Source organism: Pseudomonas sp. Z003-0.4C(8344-21) (assembly GCF_900104975.1).
Lineage (GTDB): Bacteria > Pseudomonadota > Gammaproteobacteria > Pseudomonadales > Pseudomonadaceae > Aquipseudomonas > Aquipseudomonas granadensis.
Map to the genome: position 1 here is coordinate 4,656,305 of NZ_LT629756.1, position 26,254 is coordinate 4,682,558.

Annotated in this window: 25 protein-coding genes; all 25 read right to left on the reverse strand. The window is 60.6% G+C overall.

Annotated elements, in window-relative coordinates; all coding sequences use genetic code 11:
• Position 1: 1 nt before the first annotated feature.
• The 25 genes from fliI to BLU24_RS21125 all read right to left on the reverse strand — a co-directional run bounded on the left by fliI (position 2) and on the right by BLU24_RS21125 (position 26,251).
• Positions 2–1,360 carry a flagellar protein export ATPase FliI gene (fliI, locus tag BLU24_RS21010; protein ID WP_093103468.1) on the reverse strand — a complete coding sequence of 453 codons (1,359 nt, stop codon included), beginning with the start codon at positions 1,358–1,360 and terminating at the stop codon, positions 2–4.
• A complete protein-coding gene (fliH, locus tag BLU24_RS21015; RefSeq protein WP_093103471.1) occupies positions 1,350–2,156 on the reverse strand; it encodes a flagellar assembly protein FliH in 807 nt (268 codons plus the stop codon). The genes fliI and fliH overlap by 11 nt, the downstream gene beginning before the upstream one ends.
• A 4-nt stretch (positions 2,157–2,160) precedes the next feature.
• Complete coding sequence (gene fliG / locus BLU24_RS21020) at positions 2,161–3,180, reverse strand: flagellar motor switch protein FliG (RefSeq protein WP_016984305.1); 1,020 nt, start codon at positions 3,178–3,180, stop codon at positions 2,161–2,163.
• On the reverse strand, positions 3,173–4,960 hold the full coding sequence (fliF, locus tag BLU24_RS21025) for a flagellar basal-body MS-ring/collar protein FliF (protein WP_093103474.1): 1,788 nt from the start codon (positions 4,958–4,960) through the stop codon (positions 3,173–3,175). The genes fliG and fliF overlap by 8 nt, the downstream gene beginning before the upstream one ends.
• 15 nt (positions 4,961–4,975) lie before the next feature.
• Positions 4,976–5,305: a flagellar hook-basal body complex protein FliE gene (gene fliE, locus BLU24_RS21030; RefSeq protein ID WP_090282354.1), complete on the reverse strand. Its 330-nt coding sequence runs from the start codon at positions 5,303–5,305 to the stop codon at positions 4,976–4,978.
• A 128-nt stretch (positions 5,306–5,433) separates the two neighbouring features.
• A complete protein-coding gene (locus BLU24_RS21035; RefSeq protein WP_093103477.1) occupies positions 5,434–6,816 on the reverse strand; it encodes a sigma-54-dependent transcriptional regulator in 1,383 nt (460 codons plus the stop codon).
• Positions 6,817–6,821: 5 nt separating this feature from the next.
• Positions 6,822–8,033, reverse strand: coding sequence for a sensor histidine kinase (locus BLU24_RS21040; protein WP_093103480.1), 1,212 nt, complete (start codon positions 8,031–8,033; stop codon positions 6,822–6,824).
• A 110-nt stretch (positions 8,034–8,143) separates the two neighbouring features.
• On the reverse strand, positions 8,144–9,619 hold the full coding sequence (locus BLU24_RS21045) for a sigma-54 dependent transcriptional regulator (RefSeq protein WP_090282351.1): 1,476 nt from the start codon (positions 9,617–9,619) through the stop codon (positions 8,144–8,146).
• Positions 9,620–9,791: 172 nt separating this feature from the next.
• Complete coding sequence (locus BLU24_RS21050) at positions 9,792–10,088, reverse strand: hypothetical protein (RefSeq protein ID WP_016771085.1); 297 nt, start codon at positions 10,086–10,088, stop codon at positions 9,792–9,794.
• 11 nt (positions 10,089–10,099) lie between these two features.
• Positions 10,100–10,498 carry a flagellar export chaperone FliS gene (gene fliS, locus BLU24_RS21055; RefSeq protein ID WP_090282350.1) on the reverse strand — a complete coding sequence of 133 codons (399 nt, stop codon included), beginning with the start codon at positions 10,496–10,498 and terminating at the stop codon, positions 10,100–10,102.
• A gap of 130 nt (positions 10,499–10,628) precedes the next feature.
• The gene (fliD, locus tag BLU24_RS21060) at positions 10,629–12,077 is read right to left on the reverse strand and encodes a flagellar filament capping protein FliD (protein ID WP_093103483.1); all 1,449 of its coding nucleotides are present in this window, start codon (positions 12,075–12,077) and stop codon (positions 10,629–10,631) included.
• Positions 12,078–12,159: 82 nt separating this feature from the next.
• Positions 12,160–12,516, reverse strand: a complete 357-nt coding sequence (locus BLU24_RS21065; RefSeq protein ID WP_041479011.1) for a flagellar protein FlaG — start codon at positions 12,514–12,516, stop codon at positions 12,160–12,162.
• Positions 12,517–12,588: 72 nt separating this feature from the next.
• The gene (locus BLU24_RS21070) at positions 12,589–13,440 is read right to left on the reverse strand and encodes a flagellin domain-containing protein (protein ID WP_073472782.1); all 852 of its coding nucleotides are present in this window, start codon (positions 13,438–13,440) and stop codon (positions 12,589–12,591) included.
• Between the two features lie 60 nt (positions 13,441–13,500).
• Positions 13,501–13,674, reverse strand: coding sequence for a hypothetical protein (locus BLU24_RS27695; RefSeq protein ID WP_157720867.1), 174 nt, complete (start codon positions 13,672–13,674; stop codon positions 13,501–13,503).
• Between the two features lie 8 nt (positions 13,675–13,682).
• Positions 13,683–13,949: a hypothetical protein gene (locus BLU24_RS21075; RefSeq protein WP_093103486.1), complete on the reverse strand. Its 267-nt coding sequence runs from the start codon at positions 13,947–13,949 to the stop codon at positions 13,683–13,685.
• Positions 13,946–15,235, reverse strand: coding sequence for a motility associated factor glycosyltransferase family protein (locus tag BLU24_RS21080; RefSeq protein ID WP_093103489.1), 1,290 nt, complete (start codon positions 15,233–15,235; stop codon positions 13,946–13,948). The genes BLU24_RS21075 and BLU24_RS21080 overlap by 4 nt, the downstream gene beginning before the upstream one ends.
• 86 nt (positions 15,236–15,321) lie before the next feature.
• Positions 15,322–16,248, reverse strand: coding sequence for a ketoacyl-ACP synthase III (locus tag BLU24_RS21085; protein ID WP_093103492.1), 927 nt, complete (start codon positions 16,246–16,248; stop codon positions 15,322–15,324).
• A 227-nt stretch (positions 16,249–16,475) separates the two neighbouring features.
• On the reverse strand, positions 16,476–17,528 hold the full coding sequence (pseI, locus tag BLU24_RS21090; RefSeq protein ID WP_093103495.1) for a pseudaminic acid synthase: 1,053 nt from the start codon (positions 17,526–17,528) through the stop codon (positions 16,476–16,478).
• Entirely contained in the window at positions 17,521–19,026 is a 1,506-nt protein-coding gene (pseG, locus tag BLU24_RS21095) for a UDP-2,4-diacetamido-2,4,6-trideoxy-beta-L-altropyranose hydrolase (protein WP_093103498.1), read from the reverse strand. The genes pseI and pseG overlap by 8 nt, the downstream gene beginning before the upstream one ends.
• Complete coding sequence (gene pseF, locus BLU24_RS21100; RefSeq protein ID WP_093103501.1) at positions 19,023–19,718, reverse strand: pseudaminic acid cytidylyltransferase; 696 nt, start codon at positions 19,716–19,718, stop codon at positions 19,023–19,025. The genes pseG and pseF overlap by 4 nt, the downstream gene beginning before the upstream one ends.
• The gene (locus tag BLU24_RS21105; RefSeq protein ID WP_093103504.1) at positions 19,715–20,335 is read right to left on the reverse strand and encodes a pseudaminic acid biosynthesis-associated methylase; all 621 of its coding nucleotides are present in this window, start codon (positions 20,333–20,335) and stop codon (positions 19,715–19,717) included. Before BLU24_RS21105 ends, pseF begins: the two co-directional genes overlap by 4 nt.
• 28 nt (positions 20,336–20,363) lie before the next feature.
• Positions 20,364–21,524, reverse strand: a complete 1,161-nt coding sequence (pseC, locus tag BLU24_RS21110) for a UDP-4-amino-4,6-dideoxy-N-acetyl-beta-L-altrosamine transaminase (protein ID WP_093103507.1) — start codon at positions 21,522–21,524, stop codon at positions 20,364–20,366.
• The gene (gene pseB / locus BLU24_RS21115) at positions 21,521–22,522 is read right to left on the reverse strand and encodes a UDP-N-acetylglucosamine 4,6-dehydratase (inverting) (RefSeq protein WP_093103509.1); all 1,002 of its coding nucleotides are present in this window, start codon (positions 22,520–22,522) and stop codon (positions 21,521–21,523) included. Before pseB ends, pseC begins: the two co-directional genes overlap by 4 nt.
• Positions 22,523–22,545: 23 nt before the next feature.
• On the reverse strand, positions 22,546–25,458 hold the full coding sequence (locus tag BLU24_RS21120) for a glycosyltransferase family 2 protein (RefSeq protein ID WP_093103511.1): 2,913 nt from the start codon (positions 25,456–25,458) through the stop codon (positions 22,546–22,548).
• A 55-nt stretch (positions 25,459–25,513) separates the two neighbouring features.
• Entirely contained in the window at positions 25,514–26,251 is a 738-nt protein-coding gene (locus BLU24_RS21125) for a cephalosporin hydroxylase family protein (protein ID WP_093106880.1), read from the reverse strand.
• Positions 26,252–26,254: the final 3 nt, after the last annotated feature.

Below are 26,254 nucleotides of genomic sequence, written 5' to 3' on the forward strand. Positions count from 1 at the left end.
CTTACCCGCCCGCCGCCGGAGCGAACAAGGTCTCGAGGTAGGCCTGGCTTTCGCCCATGGTGATCTTGTCGTTGAGGCCCTGGCGCTGATAGCGGACCAGTTGCGGTTGCAGGGAAATCGCCAGATCGGTCTCGCGATCGCCGCCGGCGACGTAGGCGCCAACGCTGATCAGGTCGCGGCTCTGCTGATAGCGCGACCACAATTGTTTGAAATACTGCGCACGCTGCATATGTTCCGGCGAGACCACCGCTGGCATCACCCGGCTGATCGACGCTTCGATATCGATGGCCGGGTAGTGCCCTTCCTCGGCCAGGCGCCGGGACAGCACGATGTGCCCGTCGAGCACGCCTCGCGCCGAGTCGGCAATCGGGTCCTGCTGGTCGTCACCCTCGGAAAGCACGGTGTAGAACGCGGTGATCGAGCCGCCGCCCTTCTCTGCGTTACCGGCCCGCTCGACCAGTTTCGGCAGTTTGGCAAATACCGATGGCGGATAACCCTTGGTCGCTGGCGGCTCGCCGATGGCCAGGGCAATTTCCCGCTGGGCCTGGGCGAAACGGGTCAGCGAGTCCATCAGCAACAGGACATTCTTGCCCTTGTCGCGAAAATACTCGGCGATGCGCGTGCAGTACATCGCCGCGCGCAGACGCATCAGCGGCGCATCGTCCGCCGGTGAGGCCACCACCACGGAACGCTTGAGGCCTTCTTCCCCCAGGCTGTGCTCAATGAATTCCTTGACTTCGCGACCCCGCTCGCCGATCAGGCCGACGACGATAATGTCGGCTTCGGTGAAGCGGGTCATCATGCCCAGCAGTACCGATTTACCGACGCCGGTACCGGCGAACAGGCCCAGACGCTGGCCTCGACCGACCGTCAACAAACCGTTGATGCAACGGATACCGACGTCCAGCGGCACGCTGATCGGGTCACGGTTGAGCGGGTTGATCGTCGGGCCATCCATCGGCACCCAGTCTTCGGCTTTCATGCCGCCCTTGCCGTCCAGCGCGCGACCGGCGCCATCGAGCACGCGACCGAGCATGCTCATGCCCATCGGCAAGCGACCGGTCTCGGCCAGCGGCACCACGCGGGCGCCCGGGGCAATCCCGGCGACGCTGCCGACCGGCATCAGAAAGACTTTGCTGCCGGAAAAGCCCATGACTTCTGCTTCGACCTGCGAGGGGTGATAGCTGTCGTCATTGATCACCAGGCAGCGCGTGCCCATGGCCGCACGCAGGCCTTCGGCTTCGAGCGTGAGGCCGACCATGCGCAGCAGACGCCCTTCGAGAATCGGCGCGCCGGCCATTTCGGTGGCCTCGGCGTAGGTGCTCAGGCGCTTGGCGAAGCTGGTGCGTTCAAGGCGCATCGGGGTGGTCCGCGAGCGGCTCTTCGGCAACAGCCGTCGGCTTGATGTCGTCGGGAATGTCCAGACTCAGGTCGGCCTCGGCCGGGTGCAAGGCCTGCTCGTGCAACTGGTCGAACAGCTTGTCCATGACCTGCGCAACGCGGGTCTCGATGCTCGCATCGATGCGGCTGTGCGCGGTTTCAACCCGGCAGCCACCCGGCATCAGCGCTTCGTCTTCGACGATGCGCCAGGTTTCTTCGTGGCGCTCGCGCAGGCTTTTCGCCTGTTCGAAATCCTGCGGATTGACGTACAGGCGCACGTTGTCGACGCCCAGCGGCAACAGCTTGAGGGCGTCGCGCATGACGTGTTCGATCTGGCTTGAATCGATCGCCAGTTCGCGCTTGATCACCTGCTTGGTGATGTGTTGCACGAGGTCGACCAGCGACTTTTCGATCTGCGTGTCCTGCTCGGCGATCGGCTCGAACAGGTGCGCCATCAGTTGCTCGAGGCTGGCGAGTTTCGCCGCCAGCGCCACTTCCGCTTCTTGACGCACCTTCAGCGTGGCGCTGTGAAAACCTTCCTTTTCGCCAATGGCGAAGCCCTCGTTGTAAGCCTCCTGGCGGATGCTTTCGAGTTCTTCCAGGGTCAGTGGCTGGACTTCTTCCAGCGGCACTTCTTCCATTTCCGGCGGCTCGGGCTCCGGCTCGGGCTCGGGTTCCGGTTTTGGCGGGTCGAAGCTGGGCAGCGCCCAGGATTCGAAACCACGAACATCGCGGGCGCGGATCAGATCCGTCACAGACTCGTCAGGCTTGTCCATGGGCTTAGATCATTTCCTCGCCGCCCTTGCCACCGAGCACAATCTCGCCGGCTTCGGCCATGCGGCGGGCAATGGTGAGGATTTCCTTCTGCGCGGTTTCGACGTCGCTGACGCGCACCGGGCCCTTGGCTTCGAGGTCGTCGCGCAACAGTTCGGCGGCACGCTTGGACATGTTCTTGAAAATCTTTTCCTTGACGCCTTCGTCCGAACCCTTGAGGGCCAGCACCAACACGTCGGACGACACTTCGCGCAGCAGCGCCTGAATTCCGCGGTCGTCGACGTCCGCCAGGTTGTTGAACACGAACATGAGGTCTTCGATCTGACCGGACAGGTCTTCGTCGACTTCGCGGATCGAGTCCATGAGCTGGCCTTCGATCGAGCTGTCGAGGAAGTTCATGATGTCGGCCGCACGCTTGATGCCACCCAGGGTGGTGCGCGAGGCATTCGAGTTGCCGGAGAACTGCTTCTCGAGAATCTGGTTGAGCTCTTTCAATGCCGCGGGCTGCACGGTGTTCAACGACGAGACGCGCAGGATGATGTCCAGACGCACCTTGTGGTCGAAGTTGCCGAGCACTTCACCGGCCTGATCCGGGTCGAGGTACGCGACCACGATCGCCTGGATCTGCGGGTGTTCGTAACGGATGACGTCGGCGACCGCGCGCGGCTCCATCCATTTCAGACTGTCCAGGCCACTGGTGTTGCCACCGAGCAGGATGCGGTCGATGAGGCCGTTGGCCTTGTCTTCGCCCAGCGCCTGGGTGAGCATTTTGCGCACGTAGTCGTCAGAGCCGACGCCGAGGCTGGTCTGATCGCCGACGATGTCGACGAACTCGCTCATGACCTGTTCGACCTGCTCGCGATGGACATTGCCCATCTGCGCCATGGCCACGCCGACCCGCTGCACTTCTTTCGGGCCCATGTGACGCAGCACTTGCGCAGCATCGGTCGAACCGAGGGACAGCAGCAGAATCGCGGCTTTGTCGACCTTGGTCAGTTTGAGGGTGGCGGCTCGGTTATCACTCATCTGCGTTAATCCACTCTTTCACGACCTGAGCCACGCGACCCGGGTCTTCAGCTACCAGACTCTTGATTGCATTCAGCTGCGCGTCATAACCCTCGCTCGGGCTCGGCAACAGAATGCTCTGCGGACCACCGAGGCTTACGCGGTCGTTGGCCAGTTCGCCGTCCAGGCCGCCCATGCCACCGAGTTCCACGTCGCTGCCCAGACCGGCCAGCTCCTTGCCTTTGCCACCGCCGGTGATGTTGTTGAGCACCGGACGCAGCACACCAAACACCAGCACCAGGATGAACAGCACACCCAGCACTTGTTTGACGATGTCCCAGAACCATGGCTGGGAGTAGAACGGAATATCGGCAATCACTTCGCCGCGCTCGGCGGAGAACGGCATGTTGATCACGCTGACGCTGTCGCCACGGCTGGCGTCGAAACCGACGGCGTCCTGCACCAGACGGGTGAAGCGCGCCAATTCGTCGGCGGTCCACGGCGCACGGCTGGTTTCGCCGTTGGCCGCGTTGACCTTGACCTGATCGTCGACCACTACCGACACCGACAGGCGATTGAGACGGCCCTGTTGCTGTTTGGTGTGGCTGATCGAACGGTCGAGCTCGAAGTTCTTGGTGGATTGTTGACGCTTGTCCGCCGGGTACGGCGCGAGCATCGGCTGGCCGGTGGCCGGGTCCATGATCTGCTGACCGTTGGCATCGACCAATGGCTGACCTGGCTGGATCATCCCCGCCGGAGCAGCAGCGCCGCCGGTGGATTGCGGTGCCGAGGCTGGCGACGGTGGCTGGTTGCTCAGGGCACCCGGCACACCTTGCGGGCCATTGCTGGCGGTGCGTTGTTCGTTGACCGACTGCTCGCTGCGCAACGCCGGTTGATCCGGGTTGAACTGCTCGGCGGTCGATTCGACGGCACTGAAATCGATGTCGGCGGAGACTTCAGCCTTGTAGCGATCGTTGCCCAGTACCGGTTGCAGAATATTGTGCACGCGCTGGGTGAGCATGCTTTCCATGCGGCGGCTGTAATCGAACTGCTTGCCGGCCATGGTCATTTCGGAATTTTCCGCCTGATCGGAGAGCAGGTTGCCCTTCTGATCGACGACAGTGATCTGCGATTTGCTCAACTCGGGAACGGACGTCGCCACCAGATTGATGATCGCTACCACCTGGCCAGGCTCCAGCGAACGACCGCTGTACAGCTCGACCAGTACCGAAGCGCTCGGCTTGCGCTCGTCACGCACGAACACCGAACTTTTGGGAATCGCCAGGTGCACGCGGGCACCCTTGACGTTGTTCAGGCTGGAAATGGTCCGCGCCAGTTCACCTTCGAGGCCGCGACGATAACGGGTCGCTTCCATGAACTGGCTGGTGCCCAGACCTTGTTCCTTGTCGAGGATTTCGAAACCGATGTTGCCGTCGCTGGGAGTGACACCAGCGGCTGCGAGTTTCATCCGCGCACGGGACAGATCGTCGGCCTTGACCAGCAAGGCGCCGGAATTGGGTTCTACGTTGTAAGGGATGTCAGCGGCGGCCAGGGTTTCCATGACCTGCTTGGCGTCCAGGCCGGCGAGGCTGCCGTACAAAGGACGGTAATCCGGCTGCTGCGACCACAGCACCACGGCAAAGCCAATCGCCACGCTCGCCGCCAGACCGACCAACAGGCCGACCTGACGCAGCACGGTCATCTGGGAAAGGTTTTCCAGAAAGGACAGGCCGAACAGCGGCGGTTTACCGTCGATCGGGGTGGCCTTGGCCGGAACGTTATCAGCGACTGCTTCTGCCATGACTCAATCTCGCCCTTATACCGGCATCTGCATGATGTCTTGATACGCCTGAACCAGTTTGTTGCGCACCTGGGTCAGAGCCTGGAACGACACGCTGGCTTTCTGCGACGCGACCATCACGTCGGTCAGATCGACGCCGCTCTTGCCGACCTCGAATGCGTTGGCCAGTTGAGTCGACGCCTGTTGGGTATCGCTGACTTTGTTGATCGCTTGACCGAGCATGTCGGAAAAGCTGCTGCCCGCCAGTTCAGGAACAGCGGCGGTCGATTTGCGCGCAGACATGGCATCCACTTTCATGGCCTGCATGTCCATCATCAACCGATTAAATTCAATACCTTGGCTCATGGTCTACTCTCTTGGGCGGCCCGCAATTTTTTGACACTTCACTCGGCGGGTACACAGGTATTAGCAACAAGGGTGCCAGCTAATGGGCACCCCTTTGAGAAAAGCATTTTGATTGTTTGCGCGGTGATTCAAGTGGCGAACAGATAGCCTTCAACGTCCATCCCGGCATCGCGCATCTGCGCCAGTTTGTAGCGCAGGGTACGCGGGCTGATGCCGAGTTTTTCCGCTGCTTCCTTGCGTCGGCCGCGCTCGGCCCGCAGGGTGTCGATGATCATCTGAAACTCCCGACGGCGCAGGTCATCGCCCAGCGCACCGGACGAATCCGCTTCGACTTCAAGCTCTCGAATCGCCGGCGCAGTGACCGGCAAAGCTGCAACCGGCAGCGCACCAGCGAGGCAGAAATCCTGCGGCTGAATCAACCCGCCCTGCTGCAGGATCAGCGCCCGTTGAATGGCGTTATCCAGTTCACGCACATTGCCTGGCCATGGGTAGGCCGTGAGACATGCTTGCGCTTCAGGCGAAAGTCTTGCTGCGGCGTGCTTCATTTTATTGACGTGTTTGGCCAACAATCTTTCTGCCAGCGGCAGGATATCGGCAGTGCGCTCGCGAAGTGGACGCCAGGCCAGGGGGAAAACCGACAGGCGGTAAAACAGATCCTCACGGAAGCGCCCCGCCGCCACTTCGCCCGCCAGATCACGGTTGGTCGTGGCGACCACGCGGATATCCAGGGTGATCGGCTTGCGTGCGCCGACGCGCTCGACTTCACGCTCCTGCAGGACGCGCAGCAACTTGGCTTGCAGGCCAAGGGGCATTTCCGAAATCTCATCGAGCAAAATGGTGCCGCCGTCGGCCTGTTCGAACTTGCCGGGCTGGGCGGCGATGGCGCCGGTAAACGACCCCTTCTCATGACCGAACAACGTCGCTTCAAGCATGTTGTCGGGGATCGCCGCGCAGTTGATCGCAATGAACGGTTGATTGGCGCGGTGCGACTGCTGATGAATGTAGCGCGCCAGCACTTCTTTGCCGGTGCCGGACTCGCCGGAGATCAATACCGTGGAATCGCTGCGCGCCACCCGCGCGGCGAGATCGAGCAACTGCGCGCTGGCCGGCTCGACGGCTATCGGCCCTTCAGCTTCAACGCCACCGATGCTGCCGAGCGCATGCCGCGCCACCAGATCGAGCAGCGCCTTGGGTTCGAACGGCTTGACCAGATAATCCGCCGCGCCCTGACGCATCGCGTCGACGGCGCGTTCGACCGCACCGTGGGCGGTCATCAGCAGCACCGGCAATTGCGGCTGACGCGCGCGCAGCAGTGCGAGCAATTGATGGCCATCCATGCCCGGCATATTGACGTCACTGACCACCAGGCTGAACGCTTCGTGTGCCACGGCCGTCAATGCATCTTCGGCGCAACCGACCGCGCGGTAATCGTGCCCGGCCAGTAACAGCGTATCGGCCAGCGCTTCGCGCAACGAACGGTCATCTTCGACCAGCAACACCTTGATGCCCATGGCAGTCACTCAACTCCTTGTGCGGCAGTAAACAATGGCAGGATCACCTGCGCGCAGGTGCCGCGGCCGACCCGCGAACGCAGCCGCAATTCTCCCTGATGCGCCCGCGCCACTGCCTTGACCACGGTCAGGCCGAGGCCGGTGCCGGTGACTTTAGTGGTGAAAAACGGTTCGCCAAGCCGCGCCAGTACGGCCGGTTCGATACCGCTGCCACTGTCGCTGATGCTCAGGCGCAGCGTGTTGTCGCGGGTGTAGCAATGGACTTTCAGACGGACTGCGCCGGGGCTGGCCTGAATCGCGTTTTCGATCAGATTCAACAGCGCCCCGACCAGCGTGTCGCGATTGCATAGCAGCTCGCCGGCATGGCTGTCGCACTGCCAGCGGATCGGCAAGTCCTGCACATGGGTCAGCGCCGCGGCTTGCAGCGCCTGCATCAACGCATTGGGAGTGAGGCGATCGGTCAGCGGTAACTCGCCGCGCGCGAACACCAGCATGTCGCGCACCTGATGCTCCAGCTCATGCAGGCGCTCTTTCAGGCGCCCGGCGAAACGCTGCTGCGTGGCGACCGGCAGCTCCTGCTCGGTCAAATGGCTGGCATACAGCAGCGCGGCGGACAACGGAGTGCGAATCTGGTGGGCCAGCGAAGCGACCATGCGTCCGAGTGATGACAGACGTTCGTGGCGCGCCAGTTGATCCTGCAGATGACGGGTTTGCGTCAAATCGTTGAGCAGCACCAACTGCCCCGGCTCGGCATCCAGCGAACGGGTGGCAATCGACAGACGTCGACCGTTTTTCAGCGAGATTTCGTGACCATCGTCTTCGCGCGGTGCGAAGCAGCGGGCGATCACCTGGCGCCACAACTCGCCTTCCAGCGGCAGGCCGAGCAATTCGATGGCGGCCGGATTGGCTTCGCAGACAATACCGTGGCCGTCGATGACGATGACGCCACCGGGCAACAGATCAAGAAGATTTTGCAGACGGTTGGCCAGGCGTTCCTTTTCCGCCAGCTCCTGCATGCGCTGAGCGCTGACCACGGCCAGCTCGCCCTTGAGCTCAGTCACCCGCGCTTCGAGCATGCTGTAGGAGTCGGTCAACTGGCTGGACATCTGGTTGAACAGCTCGAACGCCTGCTCAAGGCCCTGACGGCTTGCCTGCTCTACGGACGAGGGTTGCCCCACGATATTGGAGGCAGAAGAGATCTGGGCGGCTTGGGGCATTGTGCTCTCTCGCTTGGCTGACCGTCAGTGAAACGGAACGTTGCGAGGGCTGTAGCAATACCCGTGCCTAAAAAAAAGCGCTTATAGATGAAGCACTTGCAAAACAGGCGTCAATCATCCGCCTGTTCGTCTCCTCCGGCCCGGCTCATGCCGTACTTGCGCATCTTCTCAACCAGCGTGGTACGACGGATACGCAGGCGTTCCGCCGCCCGCGCCACGATGCCGTTGGCATCGTCCAGCGCCTGCTGGATCAGACCCTGCTCCAGACCACCGAGGTAGTCCTTGAGATCCAGACCTTCTGGCGGCAGCAATGCGTTGGCGCTGAAATCCGGCGTGTGGCCGTTGATGGCCACGCGCTCTTCCAGATCGCTGCGCAGGCTGTCGACCATCTGCTCGTCTTCGTCATCGACGTAGCGGAATTTCTTCGGCAACTCGACCACGCCGATCACCCCGTACGGGTGCATGATCGCCATGCGCTCAACGAGGTTGGCCAGTTCGCGGACGTTGCCCGGCCAGCCGTGACGGCACAGCGACATGATCGCTGCCGAATTGAAACGGATCGAACCGCGCTTTTCATGTTCCATGCGCGAGATCAGTTCGTTCATCAGCAACGGGATGTCTTCGACGCGCTCACGCAGCGGCGCCATCTCGATCGGGAACACGTTCAGGCGGTAGTAGAGGTCTTCGCGGAAGCTGCCGATCTCGATCATGGTTTCGAGATTCTTGTGCGTCGCCGCAATGATCCGCACGTCGACGCTCTGGGTCTTGTTGCTGCCCACGCGCTCGAAGGTGCGCTCCTGCAGCACGCGCAGCAGTTTGACCTGCATCGGCAGCGGCATGTCGCCGATTTCATCGAGGAACAGCGTACCGCCGTTGGCCAGCTCGAAGCGCCCGGCACGGCTGGTGATCGCCCCGGTGAAAGCGCCCTTCTCGTGGCCGAACAGTTCGCTTTCCAGCAGCTCTGCCGGGATCGCCCCGCAGTTGACCGGCACGAACGGCGCGTCACGACGCTTGGAATGGTAGTGCAGGTTGCGCGCGACCACTTCCTTGCCGGTGCCGGATTCGCCGAGGATCAGCACGCTGGCGTCGGTGTCGGCGACCTGCTGCATCATCTGACGCACATGCTGAATCGCCCGGCTGGTGCCGACGAGGCTGCGGAACAGATTGGGTTCACGATGACGACCGCGCTCGCGGGCCTGGTCGTACATCTCGCGATAGACCTGGGCACGGTGCAGCGAATCGAGCAATTTGCTGTAGCTGGGCGGCATTTCAAGGGTCGAAAGCACCCGGCGGCGCTGGTCTTCAGGCAAGTCGACGGAAGAATTATCGCCCATCAACAAAACCGGAAGGAACTCATCCCAGGTTGAGAGTGTCTTTAACAAGCCCAAAAGCGCACCAGGAGCATTGACGGTCCCGATCAGTACGCAAATGACCTCACGACTAGACGACAAAGAGCCGACTGCCTGCTGCCAGTCATGGCTGCCGCAGGGTAAATTTTCTTCGCCAAGAAAATTCAGAATCACCGCCAGGTCGCGGCGGCGGACGCTATCGTCATCGATCAGCAGAATTTTGGTTTCACGCCACATGCAATAGCAACTTCCCTAGTCAACTCAATGCCCGAAAAATGGGGCAAGCGAGACGCTTGCAGGACACCATGTGCCTGTAGACGCCCTAAATCTGATAATAGCCACTAGTTAAGTCAAAAAACCGTGCACAGTCAAATTTATGGCGCATATGCCTGGATTAACTGACGGTTAATCAACCAAACAGATGGTAAACCTTGGCCGCTTTTTGCGCTTGGGTGATCTGCGACATCTCGTTGGCTATCGCCTGCCGCTCGCCCATGGCCACTTCGAGAAGCTCCTTGTAAACGAACAGCAGCTCTTCGAGGTTGTCGCGCAAGGCGACTTCGTCCAGCGAGGCTTCCGCCATGACGTCTTCCATGCAGGACCGGCACGCCAGATCCAACTCGCCGATGGCTTCCCAATTGCGTTCGGCCAGAGCACCGACCAGCGCTTCACGGGTATCGGCAATTCGCTGCAATACAAGACTCATGACGCTCTCCTTCAGAACTGCGGAGCAGGCACAGGCGCGATGGCGTCCCAGCCTTCCTTGACCGTGCTCAGCAAGCCGGCAACCTCGTCGAGAATGCGCGGGTCACTGCTGATGTTCGCCTCGGCGAGACGCTTCATCATGTAAATGTACAGGCCATCCAGGTCGGCCAGCGCTTCGGCGTTGTTTTCCAGGTCGAGACCTTCGCGCAGACCGCTGACAATGCCGATCGCCTTGCTGATCGACGTGCACTTGCCAGGAATGTCCTTGCGCTCGATGGCGCCTTTGGCCTGAGCGATACGGGCCAGGCCACCTTCCATCAACATTTGCACCAGACGGTGCGGGCTCGCTTCGGATGTCTGCGCATGGGCACCGACTTTCTGATACTGCCGAAGGGCTAACATCGGGTTCATGTTCTACCTCATTTGCCACAATGACTCGTATAACCAGTGTATCGCCAACGAGCCTGAAAACTTTAGATCAAAAGACAAAAACCCGGCACACGCTGAGCTAGCGTAGCCGGGTTTTTGTCGTTACCAACGGTTACTTCGCGGACTGCTGCGCGTTCAGCGAGCTGAAGAACGAGGTGATGTTGCTCGCCGTCGCTTTCATCTGCCCTACCAGCAAGTCCATGGCGTTGTACTTGGCGGTCAACGTCGTGGTCAGGTTGGCGACGCGCAAGTCGAGCGCCACCTGCTGCTTCTGCAAGCTGCTCGTCAGGTTGGTCAGATTGGAACTGCGCTGATCGAGCAGCCCGCCCGTCTTGACGTAGGGATCGACCGCCGCGCTCATGCGTGCCAACAGACCGTTTTTCGCGTCGGTACCGCTGAACAATTGCTGGACCTGGCCAGCCATGCCCGGGGTTTCCATACGCTTGTTGAACACGGCAGTGTCGAGCGTGAGCAAACCAGTCTTGCTGTCAGTCAACACACCCATCTGCGACAGTACGGACAATTGCCCTGCTCCGCCCGCCCCTGGATCGGTCAACTGAGCGCGCACGTCCGCCATCAGCGAACGCGGCAGAGCGTCACCCGTGAACGCTGCCGAAACGGTCAGATTGCCATCCGCGTCCGGCGTTGCCTTGGACAAGGTGTCGATGGTTTTCTTCAAGGTGTTATAGGAGTCGATGAACGACTGCAGCGACGTCTGAATCCCGGCGGTATTGGTAGCGACCGACACGGTAGACGGTGTTGCCACGCCACCGACGACTGGACTTGCGGTGACCAGATTCAGGGTCATGCCGCTGATTGCACCGGTCACGGTATTGGTCTTGCTGGTAACGGCCAGGCCGTCGATGGTCAGACTGGCATCCATCGCCAGCTTACCGACAGCACCGGACGCACCGGCCGCCGGGCTGCTGCCCATTTCCTGGGTGCCATCGATCTCCAGACCAGCGATCCCGCTGACCTTCAGGTCCATGCCGGCACCCGTCTTGTTCGAGCTGAGCACCAGTCGCGACGAACCGGTGCTGTCGGTCACGATGTTGGCCGAAATACCGTTGCTGGCCTGCGCGGTGTTGATCGCATCGCGCGTGGACTGCAAGGTGGCATTGGCCGGAATCGCGACATTGTAATCAATGCCATTCTGACTGATTTTCAGAGTACCACTCGGAATGGCACTGGCGGCCCCGCCGGCGAAGGCGGCACTGGCGACTTTCGAGCCGGTGGCCAGATTTTTCACAACGACGCTATACGTACCCGGTACGGCGGTTTTATCCGATGTGGCACCGACAACAGTCGGCGTGTCCGAAGTCGCAGTAAAACCGGCAAACGCCGGGCTCGTTGCCTTGTTCAGATCACCCATTGCTTTCTGGTATGCCGCCAATGCACTTTTCAGCGAACCGACGCCGGAAATCTTCAGGCTGTTGGTTTTGGTCGCGGTATCGATCTGTGTCTGCTTGGCAGACTTGTCGGCGTTGACCAGCGCAGTCACGATCGCGCCGATGTCCAGGCCAGAACCCAGTCCGGAACCCGGTAGAATTGGACTTGCCATGTGCATCTCCCTTCAGATTGTTGCCATTCTTTTGACCGTTAAAGGCGTCTTGGGAACGAACAAACACTATTCATGCCATTTATCAGACTTTGGCGTCGAACAACACGTGACTTGCGTTGGCGAGGCTGTCCGCCAGCTTGAGGGCTTCGGCGGAAGGAATCTGTCGAACGACTTCACCTGTCTCGCTTGCGATCACCTTGACGATGACTTTGCCGGAATGCTCGTCAATCGAGAACTCCAGATTACGCTTGATCGACTGGACGAACTTTTCGATCTCTTGCACCGCCAGTTTCAACTTGGCGCCGTCCGAATCCTGATCCTTGGCAGCGACCGGTGCTTCAGTCTTTTGGACTTTAGGCAGCTCTGACGGTTTGTCAGCAACCGGTGTCACTGGCTTGGGAGCCGGATAAGACACGTTAAGCTTTACGCTCATGTCCATGCCCATCACCTCTTAACGTAAAAAAGCGAGAGAGCACGACAAGCGCACTCCCCCGCTTAAACTCGATCCGAATTACTGAAGCAGCTTCAGTACAGCGGAAGGCAGTTGGTTGGCTTGGGCCAGTACGGAGGTCGAAGCTTGCTGCAGAGTCTGCTGCTTGGTCAGGTTAGCAGTTTCAGCGGCGAAGTCGGTGTCCTGTACACGACCCTGAGCAGCGGTGGTGTTTTCAGTGATGTTCTGCAGGTTCTGGATGGTGCTGGTCAGACGGTTTTGCGAAGCACCCAGGCTGGCACGGGTTGCACCGATGTTAGCGATAGCTGCGTCGATTGCAGTGATCGCGCTGTCGATGGCAACGGCAGCGTCAGAAGGGCTGGCGCCGGTCAGTACCACAGTGCCGCTGCCAACAGACAGGCTGACGGCGTCGAACTTGGAGCTCAGTACCAGGTCGATGTGGTTAGCCGAACCGGTGTTTGCACCCACTTGCAGGGTCACAGTACCAGCCGAACCGTCCAGCAGGTTTTTGCCGTTCAGGTTGGTCGAAGCCGAGATACGGGTGATCTCGTCGGACATCTGAGCGAATTCAGCGTTGGTAGCGGTCTGGTCAGCAGTGCCGTTGGTACCGTTACGGGCTTTAACAGCCAGTTCACGCATACGCTGCAGGATGTCGGTAGTCGCTTGCAGAGCGCCTTCAGCGGTCTGGGCAACGGAGATACCGTCGTTGGCGTTCTGGATGGCCTGGGTGTTACCGCGGATCTGCGAGGACATACGGTTGGAGATCTGCAGGCCGGCAGCGTCGTCTTTAGCGCTGTTGATTTTCAGGCCGGAAGACAGGCGTTGCATCGAAGTCGACAGAGCGTCGGAAGCGCGGTTCAGGTTTTTCTGAACGTTCAACGATGTGGTGTTGGTGTTTACTGTTAAAGCCATGACGAATTCCTCGTTGGTTGGGTACTGCGGCTTCCGGCCCTGGCAACCGCCGGGTATGGCCTAGAGAACCTTCGTAATAGTTATCGTCGGGTTTGCAGGTTGCTTGAGGGCTTTTTGAAAAAATTTTGCCATCACCACGCCACCCCCAAGAAAACAAAGACTTAGCCGCCATCCAACCGCGAAAAACTGACGCCATAAAACCGCCTGCTGCGCAAAGCGGCGGGCCAGCGCCATCGGCCTGTTCAGGCCGCAACACTTTCCAGCAGATCGACCAGTTCGTATTCCATATAATCGGCCAGGGCCAGCCAGTCCTGACGCTCCTGACATTCGAACATTTGCGTCAACACCTGCGCCCACTGTTGCTGTGTATCTACAGAGGCAGACGCCAGGCACTGCTGGGCATATTCGAAGACATCGACCATGCCCAGCGCCGCTTCGACATCACGGCCCAAGCGAAACAGCGCTGCAGTGTCGCGGCACTGTTTCATGCAGTGGCTCAGGGCATTCATTGCACGAACTCCGGGTTGAACGCGGTTCCGGCGATCAATGCCCCGGATCGACTGCTGTTGAGAAACTCGACCTGTGGATGCGCAGCGATGTAGCGCTCCAGCACACACAGATATCCGCGAAAGTTCAGCTGCGTACTGACCCGCTGCCCGTGGCCGTCGCGCACCCAGTGCCGCGCCTGACTCACCGGTGGCCCGAGATCGCCGTCATCCCAGCCGGCGTGAGTCTTGTTCATCGGGAAAGCGAAGTCAGCGCCAAACAGGGTGATCGTCGCAGCGCCCATCTTCACCGCCAGATCCACTGCCGGATGAATCACGCTGCCGCCCACGTGCAGTTGGCCGCGCGGGTATCGCTCGCGCAAGTCCGCGTAGATCGGGCTCGCGGAATAGCCGCCGTAACGCTTGCCCTTCCACGCCTGCAATACCGTCGGATCGCTCATCGGCAGGTACACCAGCGGGATGCCATCGGATTGCTCGAAAGGCAGATGCCGGAAGCCGATGCGCTGATCGATGCTCACCACAAGGTCAGACGCGATCCCGTGCTCGCGCAGCGGGCGATAAGCGGTGTCTACACAAATGAACAGAGGCCGCTCGGCACGTTCGCGGATCGCCGCCAGACTTGCGAAGTGCTGCTCCAGACTCGGCCCGGTGGCAATCACATAGATTTCCCGCCCGGCGCAGCTACCGAACAGTTGCGCCACATCGGCATCGCCGAGCAACACCGGCAGGCATTCCTGCAAGCGCTGCTGGATCTGCGCTGACTGCGGATCGAACTCACGGTTGTTGAACGTCAGATGGATTTCGTTGACCAGTCGATCGCGAATCTTCGCATTGCTGTCATCGGCCAGCAGCAACTCCGCCGGCAGGGCGAAAAACGGCGTGAAGAAGTCGGAATGGTCGTCGGCGTAAAACAACTCGACGCGCGGATCGTCCAGCCAATGGCGCTGATCGAGCAGTTGCAGCACCAGTGCGAACAGTGCGCCATTGAGGATATGCACGTACAAGCGCTCAAGACCGGCACGCTCCAGCAGCACACCGGGCAAATCGCCCAGGCCGGTGCCATAGACGTGCAGTTGCGGTTTTTCCGGAAGGCTCGCCGCTTGTACCCCCGCCTCATGCAGGCGGTCATGGCGACTGGTCAGTTGCACGCCATTGACGCTCAGCGTCGAGCCGAGCCCGTGCACCAGTTCTGCGGCAACGTCTGCGCTGTCCTCGCCCAACAAGCGCTCGAACAGCGCCGGCCAGCGCCGCTGCAACACCTGCGCATTGGCTTGAAAAAACTCGCTCATGACGCCTCGCGCTCCGTATCAGGCAAAAAAATAGCGTTCAAGGTTAACCTTGAACGCTATTTTTGTATCCGCTGTTTTTGTGTCGATCAGGGACGATAGATGATCGCCGAACCCCACGACAGACCGACACCGAAGCCGCTCAGCGCGACCCGCTGCCATTGCGAATCAAGCGCATGTTTTTCCAGCAGCAACGGAATGCTCGACGACACGGTGTTACCGGTCTCGACCATGTCCTTGATGAACTTCTCCGGCTCGCCTTCGAAACGTCGCGCCACGGCATCGACGATCGCCGCGCTGCCCTGGTGAATGCAGAACGCATCGATGTCATCGGATTTGAGGCCGGAATCATCGAGCAGTTCGTGCAAATGCGCCGGGACTTTGAGCAGGGCAAAGTTGAACACCTGACGGCCGTTCATGAAGAACACGCCGTCGGTGACTTTCAAGTGCGGTGCGCCGGAACCGTCCGTGCCGAACTTGGCCTTGCCCAGCGCCCAGGTCGGGTCTTCGCCCATCCAGGTTGCAGTGGCGGCGTCGCCGAACAGCATGGTGGTGTTGCGGTCTTCCGGGTCGACGATTTTCGAATACGGGTCAGCGGTGATCAGCAGGCCGTTTTTCAGGCCGGCGGCTTCCATGAAGCCCTTGATCGCGTAGATGCCATAGACATAACCGGAGCAGCCCAGGGAAATGTCGAACGCCGCTACGTTTGTTGGCAGACCCAGCTTGTCCTGCACGATCGCTGCGGTGTGCGGCAGGCCTTCTTCGTCGCCATTCTGGGTGACGACGATCAGCGCGTCGATCGATTCACGTTTGAGTTCCGGGTTGCTGGCAAACAGCGCATTGGCCGCTTCCACGCACAGGTCGGAGGTTTCCTGTTCAGCGTCTTTGCGCGGCAGGAATGCCGAGCCGATCTTGCCAAGGATGAATTCTTCATCCTTCTCGAATTTTGCACCTTGTGCGTAATTGTCCACGCCGGCTACAGGAACGTAGCTCGCAATGCTTTTTATGCCAATCATTACGGCTTCCCAATAAAAAACAGCCCAAGACCACCGCTCGCAAGGATTTCGAGGGGCGCCGACAAACAGCAAATGGCCGCCACAACGGGCAGCCACGGGGAGCGCCAAGGGCTATCACTGGAACCGCAATACGGGCCAGGCGCCATCTCCCCGATCAATACAATACAGTGAAGATGCGCGTTATGACTCGCAGGTCACGCTATTTAGCCGAATCGGTGCAGATCGGCTTATTCGAGCAACGACCAGTCCAGCGGCGTGCCGCGCTTGATCGGCGCGCGGGCGCGGCGGCCAAGGACGGCGTCGGTGTGCTTGGGCGGCAGACCGAGACCCGGGCGAATCGCGCGCAGATTGTCGCGACTGAAGGTGTCACCGGCGGCCATGTCGGCGGTGACATACAGCGAACGACGATACACCAGCGACTTGCGCTCGGCCTCGGTGACGCCGTAATGCACCTGGCCCATGGCCTGCCAGGCACGCTCGGTTTCCACCACCAGACTGGCCATTTCTGCCGGTTCCAGGGAAAAACTGGCGTCGACGCCACCGGCCGAACGGTCGAGGGTGAAATGTTTTTCAACCACTGTCGCACCCAGCGCCACCGCTGCCACCGAAACACCGACGCCCATCGAGTGGTCGGACAGCCCGACCTCACAACCGAACAGTTCCCGCAGATGCGGGATCGTGCGCACGTTGCTGTTGAGCGGGGTCGCCGGATAGGTGCTGGTGCACTTGAGCAGCACCAGATCCTTGCAGCCGGCCTCGCGTGCGGCACGCACGCTTTCATCCAGTTCGGCGACGCTGGCCATGCCGGTGGAAATGATCAACGGCTTGCCGGTAGCCGCCACACGACGAATCAGCGGCAGGTCGGTGTTTTCAAAACTGGCGATCTTGTAAGCCGGCACATCGAGGCTTTCGAGAAAATCCACCGCGCTGTCATCGAACGGTGTCGAGAACGCGAGCATTCCCAATTCTTTGGCCCGAGCAAAAATCGGCGCGTGCCATTCCCACGGCGTGTGGGCTTTTTCGTACAGCTCATACAGCGAGGTGCCAGCCCACAGGCTGCCCGGATCCTTGATGAAAAATTCACCTTCGGACAGGTCCAGGGTCATGGTCTCGGCGGTATAGGTTTGCAGCTTCAAGGCATGCGCCCCGGCCCGGGCGGCGGCCTCGACGATCTGCAGGGCGAGCTCCAGCGACTGGTTATGGTTGCCGCTCATCTCGGCAATGATGAACGGCGGCGCATCGGCACCGATCGAGCGATTGCCAATCTTGAAGCTAGTCATGCGATTGATCCTTCAGAACACGGGTGAACACGCAGGCCTCCTGGCTGAAGCCTGCGTCACGAAACAGATTCAACGACGGGCTGTTGCCCGGCAAAACCCGAGCGTTGATGGCTTGCAGTTGCGGCCAGTGCATCGTGACGAACGCTTCGCCCCGCGCCAGCAGCGCCCTGCCCCAGCCCAGACCGATGCGCCCCTCAAGCAGATACAGTGAAACCTCCGCGTCGAACCCGCGCAGGTCATAACGCACGACACCGACGGCACCGTCGTCGGCCTCGGCAATCAACAACAGCCGCTGCGGATTGCGCAGACTCGCCGTCAGCCAGTCCAGATGCTGCGGCCAGTCGATCACGCTGGAATCCAGCGACCCGCGCCGCACCGCTTCGGCATTGCGCCCGTCGAACAGCAACTGCGCATCGTCCAGCGTTGCCGGGCGCAGCTTCAGCACCGCCCCGGCCAATGCTGCTGCAACGCGCTCGGCTCCGCGGCCATCGACCAGTTGTCGCGAGCGTTCGGCCAGGCCCTGGCGCAGATAAAAATTATTGGCAACGAAGCCGACCGCATCGCGCAATTGCTCAACGCTGACTTGCTCACGGGCGCCGAGAAACACATGCGCGCCCGCAGCGGCCATGACCTCACCGTTGGCCTGCTGATTGTTCGACACCGCGATGCAGATCGTTGGCAACCCGAGCGCTGCACGTTCCCAACTGGTACCGCCGCCCGCGCCGATGAACAGATCGGCCTCGGTCATGCGCTGATAAAAATCGCTGACGAAACTGTGCAGGCGCCAGTTCGGCCGCGTCTCGGCCAGTGTCTGCATCTGGGCCCACGCCGGGTTGTCGGCGCCGGCAACGAAGTCCACTTGCAGTTCGTTGAAGTCGGCCAGGGCAAGCATCGCATGGTGGGTCTGCATCGCCGCATCGAAGCCGCCGAAGTTGACCACTACCCGGCGCGCCGTCGGTTTGATCTCGATCGCTGCGCAATCGAATTCCTCGCGCAACATCGCATAGCGCGGACCGAGCAAGGTTCGGCATCCCGCCGGCAGCAGCGGCGCATAGTTTTCGCTGAGCCCGGACATATTCTGATTGAGCAGCAGATCGACGCTGTAACGCCGGGTGGCCAGATCGTCCACCGCCGCGATGCGATGCGCCCAGCGCCGCGCCGCGGTTTGCCAGTGATGGTCGAGGCCGTAATGGTCGACGATGATCCAGTCGAACTCCGCCTGACCGTCCAGACACTGGCCTAGCGCATCGATGTCGAACTGCCACGGCAGCATCGATTCGATGGCCTGCAGCGGGTCTTCATCGCGATAGCGCTCGGGCAGCGCGAAGGTCTCGAAGCCCTCGGCACTCAAGGCATCCAGTCGATGCCCGGGCAACCGCCGGCAGGCAAATGCGACATGGCTGCCCTGCTGTTTCAGGACCCGCGCCAGGGTCAGGCAACGGGCGATGTGGCCGCTGCCGATGGTCGGCGAAGCGTCGGCGCGGATCAGCACTCTCATGTCAGTTCTCCGCCGGCCTTGAGCGCCGCGTACAGGTATTCGGCGCGTTTCCAGTCTTCGGGCGTGTCGATGTCCTGAACCAAGTAGCGCGGCAGGATCACCGGCAGGCTGGCTGGCGAATACAGCACGTCACCGCGCCGCCACGCTGCGCTACGCCCACAATAGAACTGCCCGGCATCCTGATACGTCTCGGGCAGATCCTGCGAGCGGGTATTGCGAAACTCGGGATATAACGCCATCAAGGCGCCCTCCCCGTCTACGGTCAGCGCACGCTGCACCGGAAACGCGAAATTGCAAACCGAGAACGCAAATGATCGATCAGGATGCTGCTCCAGCAACTCCAAACCCTGACGCAGATAGCGTGCCTGCAAAAGCGGTGCAGTGGCGTAAATGCAGCAAGCGAATTCAAACGACGGCAACTGCTCCAGCGCGTGAACGATGACCGCCGCCGTGCCGGTGAAATCATCGGCCAGATCGGCCGGGCGCATGAACGGTACCTGCGCACCGTGCGCCCTCGCGACCTCGGCAATCTCGGCATCGTCGGTACTGACCACGACCTGCTCGAACAAACCTGAATCCAGCGCCGTGCGGATCGAGCGGGCAATCATCGGCACGCCATCGAACGGCAAGAGATTCTTGCGCGGGATGCGCTTGCTCCCGCCTCGGGCGGGGATGATTGCGACGTTGCTCAAGGGCGTTTTTCCAACAGAAACCAAGTGATGTCGTCGGCCGGAAACTGCCGATCACGGTGATAGACGAAGCCATAATCGACCAACTGCAAGTCAGCATGGCGGTCGAGCATTTCCCCGGCGAAATCACGTTTGAACAGCTTGCCGCTGTTGCCACGGTAGGCGATTTCCACCGGCGCCGGATTGTAATACTCGGCGATCAGGATGTAGCGCTGACTCAGCTCGTAAAGCTGCGCATAGGCGCGCGGCAACAGCTCGGGAGCCAGATGGATCAGCACGCCTTTGCTCAGGGTCAGATCGTAGCGACGCTCGCCGGCAAAATCGAACAACGAGCCGTGCCAGATCTGCGCAATGTCCAGCGCCTGCGCCTGCGCGCACGCGGTTTCGTTGATCTCGACCCCGAACAGTTTGCAACGCGGCAATAGCTGACGCAGTGCCTGCAAATTGTTGCCGGCGTTGGTGCCCAGCTCCAGCAGACTGTCGACACGCCCCGCGCGGCTCAGCGCTTTGGCGAAGAACCCTAGATTGCCCGCCACCAACGCCTGACCGACGTTGCGCTCAACGTACTGGTTGCCGAACTCACCCTGCCAGAACCTTTCCTGCTCGCTCAGATCGCGCATTGCACAGTCTCGTCCACCGCCGCAGCGGTCATCCTTCGGTCAGTCGGCGCAGTTGCTCGACTACATGATCCTGCTGCTCATCAGTCAGCAAGGGGTACAGCGGCAAGCTGATGGCTTGAGCGTAGTAGCGTTCAGCCTCGGGAAAATCACCCTCGGCAAAACCCAGGTCGCGATAGTAAGGCTGCAAATGCACGGGAATGTAGTGCAGATTCACGCCGATACCGGCGGCGCGCAACCCTTCGAAGACCTGACGATGACTGAGGCTGATGCGCTCGGTCTGCAAGCGCACCACATACAGGTGCCAGGCAGACTCCGCCTCTTCCTGCGGGCTCGGCAACGTCACCGGCAAATACGCCAGCAAGCGATCATAGCGCGCCGCCAGTTCGCGGCGCCGGGCGATGAATCCGTCCAGTTTATCCAACTGTGACAGGCCCAGCGCCGCTTGCAGATCAGTGATCCGATAATTGAAGCCCAGCTCGATCTGCTGGTAGTACCAAGGCCCGTGACTGGGCTCGGTCATCTGCTGCGCATCGCGGGTCATGCCATGGCTGCGCAGGCGTTGCAGACGCTCGGCCAGGTGCGGGCGATTGGTCAGGACCATGCCGCCCTCGGCGCTGGTGATGATTTTCACCGGATGAAAACTGAACACCGTCATCGCGGCAAATTCGCCGCACCCGACCGGGCGCCCGCCATAGCTGGCGCCGACGGCGTGCGAGGCATCCTCGATCACGGTGAAGTTATAGCGCTCAGCCAGTTCGGCGATGCGCCGCATGTCACAGCTCTGCCCGGAGAACGCCACCGCGACCAGCACTTTGGGCAACGTGCCGTCGCGCTCGGCCTGTTCCAGCTTCGCCGCCAGCACCACCGCGTCGAGGTTCCAGGTCAGCGGATCGATGTCGACAAAATCGACCTCAGCGCCGCAATAGCGCCCGCAGTTGGCCGAGGCGAGAAAGGTGTTCGGCGTGGTCCACAAATGATCGCCCGGCCCCAGCCCCGCCGCCAGACAGGCGATATGCAGCGCGGCGGTGGCGTTGCACACCGCCACGGCGAAATCCGCTTGGCAACGTGCGGCCATTGCCTGTTCGAAGCGTTCGATGGTCGGCCCTTGGGTCAGCCAGTCCGATTGCAGCACCGCGACCACTGCATCGATGTCCGCCTGATCGAGGCTTTGCCGACCGTAGGGGATCATGCCGAGAGTTTCGCGTGCAGGTCGGCGATCTGCCCGACCGAGAGAAACTGCGGGTTGGTGTCGGAGCGGTACTCAAAATCTTCGCTCACCGTGCGCCCACGCTCGCCGAGTTTGTCGACGGCAAAATCGACATCGACGCTGGTGAAGCGAATCGATGGCTGAATCGTGTAGTGATCTTCAAATTCCAGAGTCATGCGCGCATCGTCCAGCGGCACCATCAGCTCGTGGAGTTTTTCGCCGGGACGGATGCCGACTTTTTTGTGCGGCAGATGCTCGGCCATGCCACGCGCTAGATCGACGATACGGATCGACGGAATCTTCGGCACGAACACTTCGCCGCCGTGCATCCGCGCGAAGCTGTCGAGGACGAATTGCACGCCGTGGTCGAGGGTGATCCAGAAACGCGTCATGCGCTCGTCGGTGATCGGCAGCTCCTGCGCGCCATCGGCGATCAGCTTACTGAAAAACGGCACCACGGAGCCGCGCGAACCGGCGACATTGCCGTAACGCACCACGGCAAAGCGGGTCTGCTGCTCGCCGGCAATGTTATTGGCGGCGACGAACAGTTTGTCCGAGAGCAACTTTGTCGCGCCGTACAGATTGATCGGGCTGGCTGCTTTGTCGGTGGACAACGCCACGACTTTTTTCACCCCGTTGTCGATGGCCGCGGCGATGATGTTTTCCGCGCCATTGACGTTGGTGCGAATGCATTCGGTCGGGTTGTATTCCGCAGCCGGCACTTGCTTGAGCGCGGCAGCATGCACCACGTAGTCAATGCCGCGCATGGCCTGCCGCAAGCGATCAGCGTCACGCACGTCGCCGATGAAATAGCGCATGCACGGCGCGTTGAACGTCTGCTGCATCTCGTACTGTTTCAGCTCGTCGCGGGAGAACACCACCACGCGCTTGGGCTGGTATTGCTCCAGCAAGCGACGGATGAAGTTGCGCCCGAACGAGCCGGTGCCGCCGGAGATGAAGATCGATTTACCGTTGAACATGTTCTGATTCCTGTCCGGCGAGCTTAAGCGAGCAACTGTGCCCAGTTGATCGGGGCACTTTCGCCCAGGGTAAAACCTTTGCCGGTCAGGGCCAGGTTGGCGTTGTAGGCCGGGTCGTGCGCGAAGGCGTCGGGCCATTTTTCACGCAGCGTCGCCAGTGCCGCTGGCTGCTGTGCCAGCTCGCCGTTGTGCAGCACTTGCACCAGAGGCGTCCACACGGTGAGGTAACCGGACTGACCGGCCTTGAGGCACAGGTCGACATCGGCGAAACCTTCAGCAAAAGTCGCTTCATCCAGCCCGCCCAAGGCGCTATAGAGCTCTTTGCGCACCATCATGCAGACCCTGGAGACAGCCGAATAATTTTGCTCGGCCACCAGACGCTGCATGTAACCCTCGGCCTTGTGTTTCTCGCCGACGAAGGGTGAGCCCACGCCATCGTTCAGACCCAGAATCAAACCGGCGTGCGAGACCTTGCCGTCGCGGTCGACTAGCTTGGCACCGACGATCCCGACTTCCGGACGCTGAGCGTGATTGAGTAGCGAGTCGATCCAGTTCGGATTGACCACTTCACTGTCAGCGGCCAGCAACACCAGATAATCGCCCTGGGCCTGCTCGCTGGCGGCGTTGTACAACGCGACCTCGCTCAACGGCTGATCGGCACGCAACACGTTGACCTTGGCATGGCGCAGCGTGCCCAGCCAGTCATTGACGGCTGCCGACTGATTGGCGTTGGCTGCCAGCAGCACTTCATAGCGGTTGTAACGGGTCCGCAAAAGCACGCCTTCCAGGCAGCGACGCAGCGCCGGCAAATCATCGATGACCGGCACGATGATCGAAACCAGTGGCTGCTCGGTGTGGCGATAATCGATCTGCCAGGTGCCCGGCGTCTGCGAAGTAACCTTGGCCTTGTAGCCGCGATTGCCGAGATGGCGCAGCAATGCCAGGCGTTCGTGGGTGTTTTCCTCCAGCGGCGCCCGCTCGGTGATCAACAGCGGCTCGTCGAGATGCGCGAGGCCGTCGAGGCCTCCCTGCTCGATGATGCGCAACAACAGATCGAATTCCAGCGCCTTGCTGAAATCGGCCTGATACCCGCCAACCTCGAGCAGCACCTGGCGCCGGATCAACCAATGGCGCGCCATCAGTGACGGCACGCTTTGCAGCAGATCCAGATTGAAACCGGGGCGGAACACGTCGACCAGCGCACCGTTTTCCTTGCGCTGTATTTCATCGGTGGCGACAGCACGCACACCTTGGGCAGCCATCAGTTCAAGGCTGGCGCGCAACAGGCCGCTGGCGGTGAACTCATCACCGGCCTGAGCCAACATCAGCCAGTCGCTCGGCGACTGCTGAGCGCTCTGGTTGAGTTTGTCGACGAGATTGCCGGGCGTGACACGGACAAAGTGCAAGGTGTTCTGCGCAGTGGTCGCTGCCGGCGCTTCACCGGTGGTGAACACGACAATCCTGAATGCTTTGCAGTGCCCCTCGACCAGGCTGTCGAGCGACACCTGCAACTTGTCGATGTCGTTGTCCAGATCAAGCAGGAAGATACCGAACTGCGGGCCACCCCCTTCAGCAGCCACGTGCTGGCTGATCGACTCGAGCTGCTCGATGGCCGGTGCGCGTGCAGCCAGCCAATTCAACAAACGTCCCGATTGCATCTTGTCGAACGTGAGCTGATGATCGTCGACCGTCAGTGCCTCGAGGCGGGCGATCCATTCATGCATTTGCGCCGCCGTCTCGTCACCGAGCACTTGCATTTGCGCGGCCAGACGCTTGGCAACGACCTGATTGAACGCATTCAGATCATGCGCCTGCCACAACCGGTCGATCACACTCTCCGGCGTATCGTTATTGCGCGCCTGGAGCAGATGCGCCTGACGCGTCCATACGCCTTCCAGCCCTTCCAGCTGAAGGCGGCCCGCCGGCAGGGTGTGCATCATGAATTCAAACTGTTCCAGAAGATCGAAAAACGCCTGGTTGTAGAACGGCATCTCGACGTACTGCAGTGGGCCGAAACGCCGATCAGGCCGGCGCAATTGCTGATTCCAGGTCGACTCGAAAATCAGCTCGGCAGTCAACGCCCGACGGACCGCCAGACTCTCGGCCATCGCCGCAAAGCTCTCCAGAGCAAATGCCTTGGCCTGCCCTGCATCGAGGTTTTGAATACCGGTAGGCAGCGAGACGAGGAAATCGGCGAACGCCTCTCGTTCGGCGACTGACTTCGCATCAAGATAGGTCAGCGAGTGATACACATCGGTATTGTGATCGGAAACGCCGTAGTTGATCTCACGCACCACATAAGGAATTGGCAGGATCCGTGCCTTGGCGCTGGCCAGCAGGAAATACACGTGACCGATTTCCTGCCATTGAAAACTGGTCCCCGGCGGCAATGTCGAGTGCCAGGTTTTCATCAGGTCGGTACGGGTCACCGCGTAAAATGGCGGAATGTACTGACTCATGTAGTCAATGACGCGGTCCTGCGCGCGCTCGGAGCAATAGTCTTCCTGAACCTTCTTGTCGCGGCGGTAGTAGTTCACGCCATCGGCCTTCGCCAGGTACATCAGGCAATAGCCATGACACATGCCGTAGTCACGATTGACCTGAAGAAAGCCGACAGACTCGCAGAGCGAATCGAACACGATGAAATCGTCATCCGCCGCCAGCACCATATAGGGCGTGGTCAGTTGCTCGACGCCATAGGCCAGTTTGGCCTGCATACCCCAGTAGGCGAATTGCGGCACGTGATGATAATCGACGGCGGAAAAATCGCCTTCCGGACGTTCCGGCGTGGAGTCGAGCACCATGATCCGGCAGGGCAAGCTGCTGTAGTACTTCACCGCACGGCGCAGGAACGCCGGTCGATTGTGAGTAATCAGCACCACCGTCAACAACTCGTTGAGCGGTAGCGTCAGTGCAGAACTGTACTTGCCTTGCATAACTTCTCTCCACAACCGGCGACTCGCCGAGATAACGCTTTGGGGATGTTGCGAATTAACGAACGCGGCGCAGATAGCCATCCGGCGCCACGGTGATCAGCAGCTTGTTCTGCAACTGCCGGTCGATCTCGAAATCCTGGTTTTCTTCCAGGTATTTCCAGACGGCGGTTTTCGGGTTGTCACCCGGGCCCCACGGACGATCCGGGAAGAAATCGGCCGGCATGTCTTCGACCACGGTGTCCATCACCACGCAATAGCTGTCGACCGACACCAGCGGCGCGTAGAGACGCAGCTCTTCGAGGACGTGATCGTGGGTGTGGTTGGAGTCGAGCACCAGAATGACTTTCTTGCCCTTGGCCGCCGCTTGCACCTGGGCGGCGATGCCTGCATCGATGCTCGAGCCTTCGATCATCTTGATGCGCTTGGCCATCGGATGGCTTTTGATCGCTTCGCGGTTGTGCGCACGGATATCGAGATCGATGCCCAGCACTTCGCCGTGGCCTTGCAGCTCCAGCAACGAGGCGTAGTAAATGATCGAACCGCCATGGGCGATGCCGCATTCGATGACCAGGTCCGGTTTGACCTGCCAGATGATCTCCTGCATGGCCATCATGTCTTGCGGCAGCTGGATGATCGGGCGGCCCATCCAGGAGAAGTGGTAGCTGTATTTGTGCCGGGCCGATTCGTTGAAGAAATCGCGGGCCAGGCCGGTCAGTTTCGGGTCATCACCCTGTTGGGCGATCTGCTCGCGGCACTCGGCTTCGAAGGCTTGGTTGATGCTGTAGTCGGTCATGTT